General features: G+C 36.1%; 9 protein-coding genes. 4 read left to right on the top strand and 5 right to left on the bottom strand.

The window, feature by feature from the left end:
* Positions 1 to 55: 55 nt before the first annotated feature.
* Together I583_RS05205 and ppdK are read right to left on the bottom strand one after the other, a co-directional pair.
* Positions 56 to 1162 carry a serine hydrolase domain-containing protein gene (locus tag I583_RS05205; protein ID WP_034682670.1) on the bottom strand — a complete coding sequence of 369 codons (1107 nt, stop codon included), beginning with the start codon at positions 1160 to 1162 and terminating at the stop codon, positions 56 to 58.
* 136 nt (positions 1163 to 1298) lie between these two features.
* Complete coding sequence (ppdK, locus tag I583_RS05200) at positions 1299 to 3908, bottom strand: pyruvate, phosphate dikinase (RefSeq protein WP_010761568.1); 2610 nt, start codon at positions 3906 to 3908, stop codon at positions 1299 to 1301.
* A gap of 174 nt (positions 3909 to 4082) precedes the next feature.
* On the opposite strand from ppdK, the gene ccpN reads away from it, so the two are divergent.
* The 3 genes from ccpN to I583_RS05185 are packed head-to-tail and all read left to right on the top strand — an operon-like array spanning position 4083 to position 7502.
* Complete coding sequence (gene ccpN, locus I583_RS05195; RefSeq protein ID WP_010761569.1) at positions 4083 to 4718, top strand: transcriptional regulator CcpN; 636 nt, start codon at positions 4083 to 4085, stop codon at positions 4716 to 4718.
* Positions 4719 to 4778: 60 nt separating this feature from the next.
* Positions 4779 to 5591, top strand: coding sequence for a pyruvate, water dikinase regulatory protein (locus I583_RS05190; protein ID WP_010761570.1), 813 nt, complete (start codon positions 4779 to 4781; stop codon positions 5589 to 5591).
* Between the two features lie 15 nt (positions 5592 to 5606).
* The gene (locus I583_RS05185; protein ID WP_010761571.1) at positions 5607 to 7502 is read left to right on the top strand and encodes a fructose-bisphosphatase class III; all 1896 of its coding nucleotides are present in this window, start codon (positions 5607 to 5609) and stop codon (positions 7500 to 7502) included.
* Positions 7503 to 7552: 50 nt separating this feature from the next.
* Here the strand turns inward: I583_RS05185 and I583_RS05180 are convergent, their stop codons facing one another.
* The gene (locus I583_RS05180) at positions 7553 to 8212 is read right to left on the bottom strand and encodes an ABC transporter ATP-binding protein (RefSeq protein ID WP_010761572.1); all 660 of its coding nucleotides are present in this window, start codon (positions 8210 to 8212) and stop codon (positions 7553 to 7555) included.
* 15 nt (positions 8213 to 8227) lie between these two features.
* The gene (locus tag I583_RS05175) at positions 8228 to 9745 is read right to left on the bottom strand and encodes an ABC transporter permease (RefSeq protein ID WP_010761573.1); all 1518 of its coding nucleotides are present in this window, start codon (positions 9743 to 9745) and stop codon (positions 8228 to 8230) included.
* 310 nt (positions 9746 to 10055) lie between these two features.
* On the opposite strand from I583_RS05175, the gene I583_RS05170 reads away from it, so the two are divergent.
* Complete coding sequence (locus I583_RS05170) at positions 10056 to 11009, top strand: serine hydrolase (protein WP_167584569.1); 954 nt, start codon at positions 10056 to 10058, stop codon at positions 11007 to 11009.
* A gap of 233 nt (positions 11010 to 11242) precedes the next feature.
* Here I583_RS05170 and I583_RS05165 read toward each other — a convergent pair whose 3' ends face one another.
* A complete protein-coding gene (locus tag I583_RS05165) occupies positions 11243 to 16087 on the bottom strand; it encodes a MucBP domain-containing protein (protein ID WP_016249897.1) in 4845 nt (1614 codons plus the stop codon).
* Positions 16088 to 16217 lie beyond the last annotated feature (130 nt).

Below are 16217 nucleotides of genomic sequence, written 5' to 3'. Positions count from 1 at the left end.
AGCATAAAAATGAAAAACTTCCTATCTATTTTTCATTATTTTCACAAACAATCATTTATACGTTTCGTAACTGATTAAATAGCTCTTCACTTAATGCTTGCATTCCATTATTTGTAGGTTGGTTTGCAAAAAGAATCACTAAATTTTGATTATCTTGATCTCCATAAATAACTGTAGCATAACCACCCAAATTGCCTTCCGAGTATTTCAGATCATCAAAATAGATCATCCCGGCTTGATATCCTTCTTCCTTAACCTTTGCAAGTTGCTCATATTCGGCTTGATCAAAAAGCTGACCATTAGCTAAACTTTGAATAAACACCCAAAAATCCTCAGTCGACATATACATGTTGCCCGCACCTAATAAACTTGAATATAACTTCTCGTTAGCTGGAGACAGATCTGCTTGATAATCTTCTTCCACATAAAAATAAGGTTCTGGAATTGTTACATCTGTAGGTAAATCATCCCAAAAATAAGTATGGCTTAACGATAACTTATCGATCACTCTTTTTTGAATGACTTCTTCATAGGATTGTCTTGTAAGTTTAGAGATAATCCCCGCTAACAAGGTATAATTACTATTTGTATAATTAAATTCTTTATTTCCTACCACAGTCAAGCTCTCTAAAACATTATCTATCTGACTTTCCTGATCTGTTAAAAGATTTTCTGGTTCCTCTTCTGCCATATAAATACCTGAATTATGATCAAGCAATTGTTGAATCGTGATTGTCTGACTTAAATCGATTTCTGGATAAAAAGTATCTAAAGTAGTATCTAATTTAAGTTTTCCTTCTTTCACTAATTCTAAAATAATCGAACCTGTGATTATTTTTTGTAAGGATGCAATTGGAAATACACCATCTATTTCATTTGGTCGCTTATTTTGTTCATCCGCATACCCATAACTTTGTTGATAAAAAATCTGATCTTGACTCACAAGCAAAGCAGCACCTTGAAAATGAGCATCTTTGATAATCTGATCGATATTTTTTTGGGTAGCAGAATTTGACATACTTCCCTTTTGGTTACTTTGTTGCTTTTCCGATAAATGTTCTATAAAAAGGCCATTTTCTTTGTTAAAAAACCAACTACTTAAAAGAATAAAAAGCAAAAGGAACATTCCTCCTGCAATTGACCATTTCCATCGCTTATTCATCTTATTCACTTCTTTCTCAATCTACTTCCAGTAAATTATAACATTTACTGAAAAAAAAGCAGACTACTAAGAAAAAGAAATTAAAAATGAACTAAAACAACACCCTACAGGCATTATTTTAGTTCATCTTTAATTTTTATTGCTCTTGTGCAATCGTCAATATAGCTGCAGGAATCCGATAAGGTGAACACGATATATAATCCACACCAATTTTTTTCAAGAAACGAATCGACTGCGGATCTCCGCCAACTTCGCCACAAACTCCGATTTTAATCGATGGATCGAAGCCCCTGATTTTATCTACAGCTATTTTCATCAACGCCCCCACGCCTTCTTCGTCGATATGCTGAAATGGATCTTCTTTTAATAATTTTTTATCTTGGTAGGCCTTAATAAATTTACCCGAATCATCACGTGAAAAACCATATGTTAATTGCGTTAAATCATTCGTTCCAAAACTGAAAAAATCAGAAACCTCTGCTATTTTTTCAGCTGTTAAACACGCTCTAGGTATCTCTAACATCGTCCCTATTTTATAGGAAATGACTTGATTGGTTTTAGTAAAAATAGTTTGGATCGTTTGCTCTAAGCATTCTCTTAACCACGCCATCTCTTCTTTACTACCAATCAAAGGAATCATGATTTCTGGTACAATTTCTAATGTCGGTTCTTTTTGGGCAACCTCTATTGCACTCTCAATAATAGCCGCTACCTGCATTTCATAAATTTCAGGCGTTGTAACAGCTAGACGACACCCACGATGCCCAAGCATTGGATTTTGTTCGTGTAGTTCTTCAATACGATGCTTGATTTCGGTAGTTGTCCGCTTTGTTTCATTTGCTAAATGAATAATTTCCTCTTCTGTTTGCGGTAAAAATTCATGTAGTGGTGGATCTAGTAATCGAATGGTGCACGCTTTTCCTTTTAATAAAGTAAACATCGCTCGAAAATCATTTTTTTGGAACTCTTTTAATCGATCTAAAGGTGCTAGGAGTGATTCTTTATTTTCAGCAAGAATCATTTTACGCATTTCAACTATTCGTTCTTCTCCGAAAAACATATGCTCTGTTCTTGCTAAACCAATGCCTTGCGCTCCTAATTTCAATGCTGTTTTAATATCTGCCGGCGTTTCTGCATTGGCTTTGACACCGATACTCGCCCCTTCTTTTGCCCAGTCCGTGATTGTTTCTAATAACTGCCATTCATCTCCTTCGACGTAAGGAATACTACCAAGATAGATGGTTCCTGTTGTCCCATCAACTGAAATTGTATCCCCTTGATGCAAGATAAGATCTCCTGCTGTTGCCTGTTCTAAAAATTCATTCACATAAACTGTCTCACAACCTGCAACGCAACAAACGCCCATCCCCCGTGCAACTACAGCAGCATGAGAGGTCATTCCACCTCTAGAAGTTACGATTGCTTCACTAACTACCATGCCTTCGATATCTTCTGGTGAAGTTTCTTGGCGGATCAAAATAACTTTTTCCCCTTGCTCACTCGCTTTTTTGGCTTTTTCTGCTGTGAAATAAATATTTCCACTCGCGGCCCCCGGACTTGCCGGTAGTCCTTTAGCAAAAACTACCGCATTTTTTAATTCATCTGGTTCAAAAACTGGATGAAGCAGCTGAGTGATCATCGTTGGATTAATACGTTTGATTGCTTCTTTTTTAGAGATTATGCCCTCTTCAACTAATTGAATACAGACTTTGAAAGCAGATTTCGCCGTTCGTTTGCCATTTCTGGTTTGTAACAGATATAATTTTCGGTTCTCAATCGTAAACTCAATATCCTGCATGTCTTTATAATGAGACTCCAGCAAATGACCTAGTTCCAAGAACTCTTGATAAACTTCCGGCATCAATGCTTCAAGTTCACTGATTGGCTGCGGCGTCCTTATTCCTGCAACGACATCTTCCCCTTGTGCATTTAATAGAAACTCCCCAAAAATCCCTTTCTCACCAGTTGCAGGATTTCTAGTAAACGCAACACCAGTTCCACTAGCTTCCCCAAAATTACCAAAAACCATCTCTTGAATGTTGACGGCCGTTCCTAATGAGTCAGAAATATCATGCAAACGGCGATACGTAACCGCTCTACGATTGTTCCAAGAACGAAAAACTGCTTCTACAGCTAAACTCAATTGCTCATAAGGATTTTGTGGAAATGGTTGATGCGTCACTTCTAGAAAGATATCTTTATAAACCGCTACCAATTCTTGCCAATCTTCCGCTTGCATATCTGTATCCGCCAGATATCTTTTTTTTGATTTATAAAAATCAAGTTGTTCTTCGAAACGATTTTTATCAATGCCACAAACCACATCACCAAACATTTGCAGGAGTCTTCTATAACAATCAAAGGCAAAACGACCATCACCCGTTTTTTTTGTTAATCCGATTACCGTCTCATCGTTTAAACCTAAATTTAAAATCGTGTCCATCATTCCAGGCATTGAAAATTTTGACCCACTTCGTACGGAAACCAATAACGGATCTATAGCATCTCCTAGTTTCTTTTGGGTTCTTTTTTCCATACTGAAAATATGTTGGCGAATTTCTAAGTTCAGTTCAGTTGAGACATTTTCTTTCTTTTTTAAGTAATCTAAGCAAGCTTCTGTTGTAATCGTAAATCCTGTTGGAACAGGTAACTTCAGTTTTGTCATTTCAGCTAAATTAGCGCCTTTACCTCCTAGTAAATCGCTTTGTTCTTTGCTACCCTCTGAAAAATCAATCACATATTTCACAAGCAAACTCTCCTTCTTGTTTTATATAGTGTATCACATTTATACAAACATGATTATATTGTGTATCACATTCATTGTCAACAAGAATTAGTATGGTTTATTTTTATTGTTGCTTTATTTTTATAAGAAATATATAATAATTAGTGTGTCACATTAAGAAAGTAGGTCGATAAAATGAAACTTACCTCAAGACAATTAGAGATCATCAAAATTGTTAAAGAAAACGAACCAATCAGCGGTGATAATATTGCCAAAACACTTGGTTTGAGTCGTGCGACCTTACGAAGCGATTTAGCGATTTTGACGATGACTGGTTTGCTTGATGCTAGACCAAAAGTTGGTTATTTTTACACAGGTCAAACAATTGAGCCTTTACTTTATGAAAAATTATACAAAAAAACGGTAGCAGATATTATGTTGCCACCTATACTTATCCATCAAAGTACAACGGTTTATGATGCCGTGACAAATTTATTTATGTACGATGTCGGTTCTCTGTATGTAAAAGATGACAACGATGAATTGAACGGTGTTTTATCACGCAAAGACTTACTACGAGCAGCTATTAGTAATCCTAATACCGAAAAAACACCTGTTGCGATGATCATGAGTCGTATGCCAAACATCGTCACGATCACTCGTGACCGTACGATTTTAGAAGCTGGCGGTCTATTGATGCAACACAACATCGATACCTTACCCGTTGTAGAAATTGACCAGCCAAAAAAAGTGATCGGAAAAGTGACCAAAACCCGAATGATGTCTTACTTTATTAATGCCGGTAATGACATTGATAAAGAAAATTATTGATAATCAGAGATAATGAAACGAAAAAAAAAACAAACCTTCAAAAACTAGGAGAGTGTACTCATGCAAAAAGACAAAATCAAAATTTATTTAGTATCAGATTCAGTTGGAGAGACCGCACAAAAAATTATTTCAGCAGTCTCCGCCCAATACCCAAGTATTGATATGAGCGATATCCAACGATTTCCATTCATTACCGATGAAGAATTATTGCAGCCTATTTTGAGAGATGCTTTACATGACAAAGCTGTTGTTGTGACAACATTAGTGAATAAAAAGCTAGTGACTTTAGTAAAGGATTTCGCAAACCGAACTGGCTTACAATACGTCGATTATATGAGCCCATTAAGCGAAATCGTTGAAGGGACTTTTGGTATTCAACCTTTACAAGAACCAGGTGCGATCCACAAGTTAAATGAGCAGTATTTTAGTCGTGTTTCAGCAATTGAATTTGCCGTTAGATATGATGATGGTAAAGATTCCAAAGGTTTCTTAGAAGCTGATTATGTATTATTAGGCGTTTCACGTACATCTAAAACACCGTTAAGCATGTATATGGCCAACCGGAATCATAAAGTTGCAAATTTACCTTTGATTCCAGAAGTTTCTTTACCTGCCGAATTAGATCAGATCGATCCTAAAAAAATCATCGGTCTAACAACAAGTATTGAGAGTTTAATGGATATTCGTAAATCCCGTTTACATTCATTGGGATTAAAAGAAGATTCGGCTTACACAAATGCCGATCGTATTCAAGAGGAATTAGATTATGCCAATAGTGTTTTTGAAAAATATAATGTATTAGTGATCGATGTCGAAAAGAAATCAATCGAAGAAACAACAACGATCATCGAAGATTTGGCCCAAAATAAATAGTGAGGAGTCCTCTAGATGAGTAACAATCAATCCAATGAGCTGATTGCCGAAATTATAAATTTGGAAGCCATTTTAAATTTGCCTAAGGGAACTGAACATTTCATCAGTGATCTTCATGGAGAATTTGAAGCATTCAACCATATTTTAAGAAACGGTTCAGGAAGTATTCGTGATAAAGTTTACACACTTTTTAGCCAAGAACTTTCTGCAGAACAAATGGATGAATTATGTTTTTTGATTTATTATCCTGAAGAAAAAATGCACGTTTTAAAGCAGCAACAGTTATTGTCTCAACATTGGTGGTTTCAAACAATTGAACATTTGTTGGTTATTGTCCGTTTTTCGTCAAGTAAGTATACGCGTTCCAAAGTTCGTAAAGCTTTACCAAAAACGTATGCATATATTTTAGAAGAATTGATTTATCAGTATGACGAAACCACCGATAAAAAAGCTTATTATCGGCAAATTATCCAAAAAATCATCGAACTTGATGAAGCTGAACGTTTTATAACTGATTTAGCTTATTTGATTCAGCGGTTCGTAATCGATCATCTTCATGTGATCGGAGATATTTATGATCGCGGGCCTCATCCTGATAAAATTATGGATTCTTTGATTGGCTATCATTCTCTTGATATCCAATGGGGCAATCATGATATTATTTGGTTAGGCGCTGTGAGTGGATCAAAGGCTTGTTTAGCAAATGTTCTACGAATCTGTTCTCGCTATGGGAATCTTGACCTTTTGGAAGAGGCTTATGGGATTGATTTAGATCATTTGAAAAATTTCAGTCGCAAAACATATCAAGAAAATATGCATTTTATCCCTAAGAAGAACCCGTATAGAACGCTTTCGATAACCGAAATAACGGATGCAATGAAAATTCAACAAGCAATGGCAATCATCCAAGAAAAGTTAGAAGGGCAACTCATTAAACGTCGTCCAGAATTTCAAATGCCCCATCGACTTTTACTAGATAAAATTAATAACAATCAACTTGTAATAGGCGATCAGCCGTATAACTTGATCAATACATGTTTTCAAACAATCGATTGGTCCGATCCTTATCAACTAACAGACGATGAAGCATTCGTCCTAACTGATCTAATGCAGCAATTTCAACACTCACAAAAGTTAAATCAGCATATGGCTTTTCTTATTGAAAAAGGCTCTCTTTACCTTTCTTACAATCACAACTTACTGATCCACGGCTGTATTCCACTCAATGAAGATGGCTCTTTTCAATCTGTGGACTTTAATGGAAAAAAATATGCTGGTAAAAACTTGCTCGATTTTTTTGAAGCAAACATCAAACAAGCTTTTGCAAAACCATGGCAGACTGAAGATTTTTCAACTGATATTGTTTGGTATTTATGGTGTGGTGAAAGTTCTTCTCTTTTTGGTAAAAAAGCGATGAAAACATTTGAACGCTATTTTATTCAAGAATCAGAAACTCATGTGGAAGAAAAAAATGCCTATTATGAATTAAGAAATAGTTCTGACGTTTGCCAACATATTTTGAAGGCTTTTGCTCTTAATGAAATTGATGCTCATATTATCAATGGCCACACGCCTGTAAAATTGCTCAAAGGAGAATCTCCAATCAAAGCTGACGGCAAAATGATTGTCATAGATGGTGGTTTTTCACGTGCTTATCAAAAAGTAACTGGAATTGGTGGATATACACTTTTATATAATTCTTTTGGTATGCAACTGGCTGCTCATAAACCTTTTTCAGATAAAGAAACAGCAATCAAAAAAAATGATGATATCATTTCCACACGACAAATCGTCGATCGTCAGGTGAAACGATTAAAAGTCAAAGATACAACGATTGGTGCCTCGTTGATCAATGATACTCGAACATTAAAACAACAATTAGAAAATAACAGCCATTTTTTTTCCAATTAAAAAAGATAAGAACGAAGATGCACTAATTTTTTGCACCTTCGTTCTTATTTTTATTTGATCAATTCAAATGCTTGATTTTTCAACTCATAAACTTCATCGCACGCTTTTGCTACTTCCTGTTCATGGGTCACGATGATAATACACTTTTGCTGATCACGTGCTACTTTTTGAAACAATTGAACAATATCTTTTGATGTTTTTTCATCTAAATTTCCTGTTGGCTCATCTGCTACGATCAGTTCATGATCACAACAAAGTGCCCTAACGATTGCTACGCGTTGCTGCTGACCTCCTGATAACTGAGTCACATTCTTCTTAGCCAGCATTTCGTCGATCCCAACTTTCACTAAATTTTCTAATGCATACGCTTTTTTATTCGCTTGTTTTGAGTTGGATATTGCCATCGCAGTTAAAACATTATCTAACGCCGACATATATGGTAGTAAATTATATGCTTGAAAAATAATGGAGACATCGTTTTTCCGGTAATTTCTGAGACCTATTTTAGTGAGTGCATCCCCATTATATAGAATAGACCCCGTTTTAGGTACATCTAAGCCTGCGATCAATGAGAGAAATGTCGTCTTACCAGAACCGCTTGCTCCTAAAATAGCATACATCTTTCCGCCTTGAAATTCTAAATTTACATTTTTATAAAGATAGTCCTGCTCATTTTTATACCAATAGCCTACTTCTTCTGTTTGTAACATCGCATGTCCTCTTTTCTATGTCGTCAAGATTTTTTTGGGTTGTAGTCTTAAAATTCCGCTGGATGATAATATGATGGACAAGAAGCTGATTAAAAGTCCTAGTCCAGCTACTATTGTGATTTCCTTTGGCTGAACAGAGATATTTAACTCTTCGATTGCTTTTGCTGTTCCCTGAGAGCTTGCTCCGAGTCTATTCATGCTACCTCCTCCAGGTACGCCTTGTCGTTCGCTTCCTCTGTCCCCTTTTTCCGTTGGTTGACCTTGATTATTTGTAGCTTGCGAAACGGACTCTGTTTGTTGGGTAATCAATTGCTCCCCAACTACATTTCCTACAATATTTCCACTAAAGGTAGCAATCACTAACGCAACAAACATACAAATAATGATTTCACTGAAAAATTGTAAAACGACTTTGAAACGCGATTCTCCAAGTGACAATAATACGCCAATTTCATAGCGGCGTTCTCTGATCATCATCATTACAATCAAAGTCAAGATGATCACCCCAGCAATTGCCACTAAGATAACAATATTTTTGGCAAAGCTTGCAACATTATTCAAAGGTTGTAACATTTGTTGATATGCTTGATCATTAGTTTGTAAACTAAAGTTTTCTGTATCTATCAATTTTTCTGCCTCTTTAACAAATGTATCCATTTGTTTTGGATCAGCCAATGTGTAAGAAGCTGAATCAATGGTATCTTTTGCGTCATCGCCTTTTAATGTATTCGCAAATGTATAAGATGTATATAACGTATTGGCTGGATTCAAGAAATTAAACATCATCCCCATGCTATTACCGTTTTCAGAAGTTTTATAAATTCCTTTGATCGTTAACTCATATGTTTTTGTGTCATCTTCCGGATCTGTTACCTTGAATGTGTCCCCAACTTTTAACTCATTTGCATCTGCCAATGTTTGCTCGATTACCACGTTATTCGTCTCTTTATCTGACGCATTGATTACTTCACCACTTGTAATTTCAGCCGTACCATCAGAAAAGTCACTCGACATAGATAACTCCATCACACCACTTACCTGAAAATCACTTTGCTTTATATCAGACATTGGACCACTGCCCATTCTTCCAACTGCTTGAGGTTCACCTTGTGTTCCATCACTCGCTGTTGATCCTGTTGTGGTCTCACTTTCCGATTCAGTAGAAATCGGTGTAATGCCATCACTTGCTCCAGCAGAGGATGAAGATAAAAATGAATACGACTTCACATTAGCTAAATCTGCGATCTTTTGCGCATCTGCTAATGAAACGGGAGTTAAGCTAAAACTGCTTGGATCTGGTTTTTCACCCGTACTTCCTTCTTGATTTTTTTTCATCGCTGCTTCTCGATTAGCGGATAGTGTAACTGTCGCACCTACACTCTTTTTGGCATTTTCTGTCGTAGTCAACGCAGCACTTTGAATCGTTAAACCAGCTAAAACAAAAATCAAAATAGCTGAAAAGACAGCACATAATAAAAATGTTCGACCTTTTTTGCTCTTCATACTTAACATTGCACGTTTGATAAAATCCATCTAATTCCTCCTATATATGTAACAACATTCCGCTTTTGCTACATTCTGAACTTTCAGTGTTACGCGTCGTTTCTTACAGTCCTCCGCGCAACATTATTTGTAAACTGCTATTACTTTATTCCACTTACCTTAAACAAACCTTAAAGCATACTTTCATCGTTTTATTCTCAATTCTCACTGTATCCTACCTTGCAAATCTATAGAAAAAGTGATTAAATGGTTGTGGTCGTATTTTTTAGTTATACTTTTTATGATTATATTTTGATAAGATCATTACAATTTTATTTTTTTTGAAAGGAACGAAAAGTATTTGGAAAAAAAGAAAATGACTCTATATGGGATGATTTTCTCTATTTGTTTCTTTTTAATTGTTTCGTTCTTTTTTTCTACACACACTGTAGATTATGCAAACGAAACTGAAACGAGTGAAAAAATGTCTGTTCCAATAAAAACTGCATCCTCTTCTACAGATAAAAAACCTAAACCAAAAGAAACTGAAAGTCCAGAACTGACAGCTTTTTATCATAAAATCGAACAAACAATGACAGCTACTGCAAAAAACTTTAACGGTGATGTTGGGATAACTTACGTGGATTTAACTACTGGAAAACAAATCTCAGTTAATGGAACCAAAGAATTCTATAGCGCTAGCACGATCAAGGTACCTTTAGCTATGATGGTTGCTGACAAAGTTCAGGCTGGCGGTTTAAAATGGGACGATCAGCTTACTTTTAATGAAAAAGAAGATTACGAAGATGGTACGGGGATTATTATCAATGATATTCAGCCAACGTATTCATTAAGAACGTTACAAGAATACAACATTATTTATTCAGATAACATTGCTAAGAATATGTTGTATGATACTTTTGGCGGAGATGTAGAAGCTAAAAAAGCTCTGTATGCTCATTTTTTTCAGAAAGAAACTGATTGGGACGATGCAAAATTAACTTCTGAAGATGCTGCAAAAATTCTCAAGATTTTATACGAAGAAAAATCCACTAATCAAGAATATCAAAAGATTTATGAATATATGAAAAATACCGTTTTCCATGAACGGATGGATACGCCGACCACATCAGGAAAAGTCGCACATAAGATCGGTTCATATGCTGGTTTCCTGCATGATATTGGAATTTTAGAAACAGAGCATCCCTTCATTTTGACCGTGTTTACAAATGGCCAAACGGATGCAGGTATTCCATTTATCTCAACCATTACCGATCAATTGTGGACTATTCAAAATAATGAATACCCAAAATGATATAGGTTTTAATCTTAGTATGTTATTTAAGCTGGTTATCCAATGAAAGCAGAAACGCTTAATCACTATTACGTAACTGGAAATAAGATGCCATCTCACCCATTCTCATAAGGATCAAAATTCCACCAAATAATTGGAATAATACCAATAGACTACTTTAACTAAACCCTAGCAGCAAACAAAAAAGCTTCTCCCATCGTTTACTACTTTGGGAGAAGCTTTTTGTTTATTTCTTAAGGTGTTTGTTCAACTTGCCATAAAATCGTCGCTCGATAGCCACCTGCTTGCAACACTTCCCCAGAAGGAACTTCTAACAACAAGCCGGATTCGTTTTTATCCCACTCATTACTCACGTTATATTGCCCTTTGGTTTCATGTGTTCTTTTCGCTATTGGTTGTGTCGTATTCTCAGATAAGATGACTGTTTCTGTCTCACTTACCTTGTAACGAATAGCCGTAGGTAGAATTTTGCTCGGGTCTTCTTGGCTGGTCAATGGTTTCTTTAATGTTGCTGTTAAATTCCATGCACCGCCGTTTTTGCGATTATCCCAAACGATCAATGGTTTGTCGTATTTTGCTTTTTCGACTTTTATAAACGGAATCCCTAAAGTCTTACGCCCAAAATTCAAGAAAGTTGGGGAAGATTGTACAAACAGCATCCCTTTAAATTGGTATTGAACAGTACTTTCTTCACTTGTAACAGGAATCTTCGTTTCGTTGTCTGGCTTTTTCACTAATTGATAGTTCTCAGCCTGAATGGATTTCAGTATTTTTTGTACTTCTGCTTCTTCTGATAAATTAATCGTTGTTCCGATCACTTTATCAAACGTAATTTTATCGTGTAAGGCTTCTCCAGTTTCATCAACAAATTCCACGTTCACTTTTTGATTATTTTGAAGATTGATTGTAATGGTCTTTTTGATTATTTCTGTTCCCCTGACCGCTTTTAATGTTGCTTTATAGCTGCCTTGTACAGGATTCAGTGGTAATGTTGTTGACTCTACTGAAAGCGTGATATCTTTACTTGAACCCGTCGCAACATCCCAAGCAATCGCTTCAGAGTTTTTAAGGATCAATTTATTGACTTCACTTTCAGTCAAATTTTGAAATGGTTCTGTTCTACTGTTGAAATCATTCGCTACGATATACAGCCCTTTAGTCGGCGGTATTTCATTGATTACTTGAATTGGCACTTTGATCAGCGTTTTTTTATCTGGTTGATCTGTATCCGTCATTCTCACCATCACACTCGTTAAACCGAGGATAGATGTATCTGGCATTTTGCTCTCATATTCATATGAAGCAGTATGTCCAGGTAAAATAACTGCGTCTTGAATCACCTCGGAAGCTTTTTTATTAAAAGCTGTCCCTTTTTTGATGATTTGCGGAATTGGTTTCGCTCCAAGATTATACACGTTAATTTTTACTGCATAATCCTTAGATGGCAATCCCTTATAAGGTCCTTCTGACTCGTTGGTTGCTAGTAAAGACGTATCGTATTTTTTGATTGTACCCACTTCTTCGTTCAGTTGCTCAGGCAAGCTAGATCTAGGAATCGTAATCGAACTAGTGAATTCTTTTTGGCTATTTGAGCTAAAGGGCATTTTGACCTCTTCGCCTGTCGGATACTTTACCTGAACTGTACCATGATCCGTTTCTGTAGGGATTTTACTTAATTTATAATCAAACTTAAAATCACTCACATAATCTGGATAAACATTGAAAACTTCCGGATTGGCTTTTATTTGCATATACGGGAGTTCCTTACCTACAAATAACTCATAACCTGTTTTTAATGCTTCATCGGGAGCAATATCTTTCCATGGTGCACCTAGTTGATAGGCTGTCCTAACGTCTTTTGCAATAACTTGTCCTTCGCTGTAATTTTCACTTTCAGAACCATTTCCCGTAAAGTCATTCTTAAAGTAATTGTCTGAATTTCCAACACCAATAGTATCATAATTACCAGCAATATACTTAGTAAAATCAGATAACCAATTTCCATTAGAATCTTTCAGTTTGATTGCAAATCTCAGAGTTGAGGAAACGTTCATATAAAAACCACTATTATTTCCCAATGCATATATTGGAACTGTATCGTAATAGTAATTGATACCCACGCTTTCTAACATTGAAAAGCTTTTTGTTGAATTTGAAAGATTATACATATCTAGCTGTATACTAAAGTTTAAGTTTGGCTTCATTGATAAATTGTAAACATACAGAATTTGCTTGGATTCATCTATAAAAATTTGCTTTAGTTCATCACCTTTTCTTAAAAAATATTTTGAAGTCAAACGGTACATTATCCCTAGCCAATCGCTACCAACTGCATAACTCTCCATCCAATACGTTCCATATAAAGGAGTTTTGTTAACACCTGGAATATCTGCTACTTTAGTTTCTCCATAAAGGCCAACGTATCCTCTGTTAGCGCTATCCTGAGCGATAAACCCTAATTCACTTGTGTTTCTTGATACAGAAATACCTCTTTGGGGAAATCCTATTTTAGACTCATTCAGTGGATTTGTAAGCACTCCTTCTGTAGAATTTAAAGGGATGTTTTTCCAGTCTTCTATAGAACTTTCTCCAAAAATTTGATCTGGAAGAATCAAAACATTCACTTTATAAGTCAACAATTGTTCACCAAAGGCAATCGTAATGGTTAACTCTTTGGACCCTCTACTAGAATTAACCACCATTGATTTAGTAATGCGCACATCAAGTTCTTGTCCCGTTACTAGACTCCATGCTTTCGGTGCTAATTTTTTAGTGAGTACTTGAACGATTTGTGAAGCAGTTTTGTCTTTGATTTCACTTGCATTCACAAACGGTAGATGATTAATACCCACTCCTACTTTCGACTCTAAAATAGCTGCTTGATTCTCTAACGTTACCGTAACTGGCACAGGAATAATCGTCGACACACTTGTATCTTTTAAGTCCGTCATTTTTATATAACCCCAGTGAAATCCCGTTTTGCTCGTATCAAATGTATTGACTGGATTAGTAGGTTCACCTGCTGGATTTTTGACCCACTCATAGGTAGAGCTGCTTGCTGCTGTATAGTATACAGATTGGTATTTCGAAAAAATATTCGCTGCATTCGTCCCCATCGCTAGGTCTTTGTTTTGATCTACTGTAAAATAATAGGGAGATTTTACATCTGCACCAAAAACAGTGACATTTCGTGTTGTTGTTGCAGATGTGCCTTCTAATTCTACTTTAATCGTTCCATTATAAGAGCCCACTGAATTGTTAACTACCGTAGTATTTGTAAATGATACTGGAACGGCTGCTCCTGTATTCATGTTCCAAGCACTTAAATGGGCTCTTGTCTGAATCAGTGCTATTAGTTCTGCTTTACTTTTTCCTTTTGTGTCATTCGGGTACAAAAGTACTTTCGCATCTGCTTTCACCATCACTTTATTTGTTAGTAAAGCCGTGGTATCTCCGCTTGTCACATTAATCGGAACTTTAATTGTTGTTGTGATAGATTCATTACTTTTCTCGGTCATTTTAACATAGGCCCAGCGAAACCCAACGGTTGTTGTATCGAACTTATTCAATACTTCGCCTTTTTCGGTTACAAATTGATAGGATGCATTCGTTGCACTCGTACTATTTACTGTTTGGAATTTTGTAAATAGATTGGTTGGACTTGCTTCCAAAGGTAATGTAGTATTTTGAGCAACTGTTACAAAAGACTGCGGATTTGCACCGAATATTGTGACATTTCGTGTTGTCGTAGCTTGTACTCCATCTATTTCAACTTTAATCGTTCCGTTGTATGCACCTATAGAATTATTGAGCATTGTTGTATCGCTGAAAGATACTGGAACAGCTACTCCTGTACTCGTATTCCAAGCACTTAAATGAGCTCTTGACTGAATCAGCGTAATCAGCTCTGCTTTACTTTTCCCCTTCGTTTCATCAGGATAAAGAATGACCTTTGCGTCCGCTTTCACCATCACTTTATTTGTTAATAGAGCCGTGGTATCCGCATTTGTCACATTGATTGGAACTTTTATTGTTGTCGTCACAGACTCATTGTTTTTCTCGGTCATCTTAACATACGCCCAGCGAAACCCAACGGTTGTTGTATCAAACTTGTTCAATACTTCGCCTTTCTCGGTCACAAATTGGTAGGACGCATTCGTTGCAATCGTACTATTTACTGTTTGAAATTTCGTAAATAGATTGGTTGGGCTTGTTCCTAAAGTTAAGATTGCATTTTGCGCTACAGAGACAAACCCTTGAGGATCAGCACCGAATACTACGACATCTTTTTGAACAGAAGCTTTTTGCTCCGCTATGCCAGTTCCTACTGTAATTTCAAATTCAGCCTTGTAACTGCCAACAGAAGTTGTCAAAATTGTTGTTTTGATCACATCAACAGGAACAGCTGAGCCATCTTCTAATTTCCAAGCATGCACATTGGATTTTGTTTTAACTAACTGTTGTAGCTGTTCTTGTGTTTTATTCGCGATTTCATTTGGATACAAGATGATTTTGCCATTCATAGTCTCTGTTTGAATAGCAATTTGATTATCTAACAAAAAGGACGTGCCTATATTTGTAACAGTTACTGGTATAGGAACACGAATACTAGTCAGATTATAATTTTCAGTGATTTCTACGTAAATCGTTTGAAATCCTACTAACTTACTACTGAGATTAGCAGGTGTTCCATCAGCATTTACATATTCATATAATGCATCATATTCTGGACGTGGAATGATTATTTCTGAAAAAAGCTTTGATAGACCAACTTCGCTATTAAGATCCGGAAAGGCTTCATTTTGTGTCATCATCAGCACTTTTGGCGTTGCTTTTAGCCCAGTTTCATTTTCAATAGGAGCTAGTGTTTTAGCTGTGTATTTTTCGGGTGTTTTTCCCATTTCTGATTTAGCGAGACCTGTATCAATTGTTGCTTTTTCTACACTCGTTTCAGGTTTAGCTGATATAGGATTGGTTACGATGAATAAAACGATAACTGATAGGACACTAATTAAGATTAATCCGTTGATCGTCAAAAATAGTTTGGTTTTAGTAGGACGCTTTTTTTTATTATCCATTTTTTCTCCTTTCTTCTATATTTTTGAGCATCTTTCAAATACACTCTTCTCGCAACACCTCCTTTGTATTGCTGTCACTCATTTAGTTCGAAGGAACAAGTCAGTCCAATGACTAGATTATCTTGTTCGA

Origin of the sequence: Enterococcus haemoperoxidus ATCC BAA-382 (genome assembly GCF_000407165.1) — a bacterium.
GTDB classification, from domain to species: Bacteria; Bacillota; Bacilli; order Lactobacillales; family Enterococcaceae; genus Enterococcus_L; species Enterococcus_L haemoperoxidus.
This window is presented reverse-complemented; position numbering and strand designations above follow the sequence as displayed.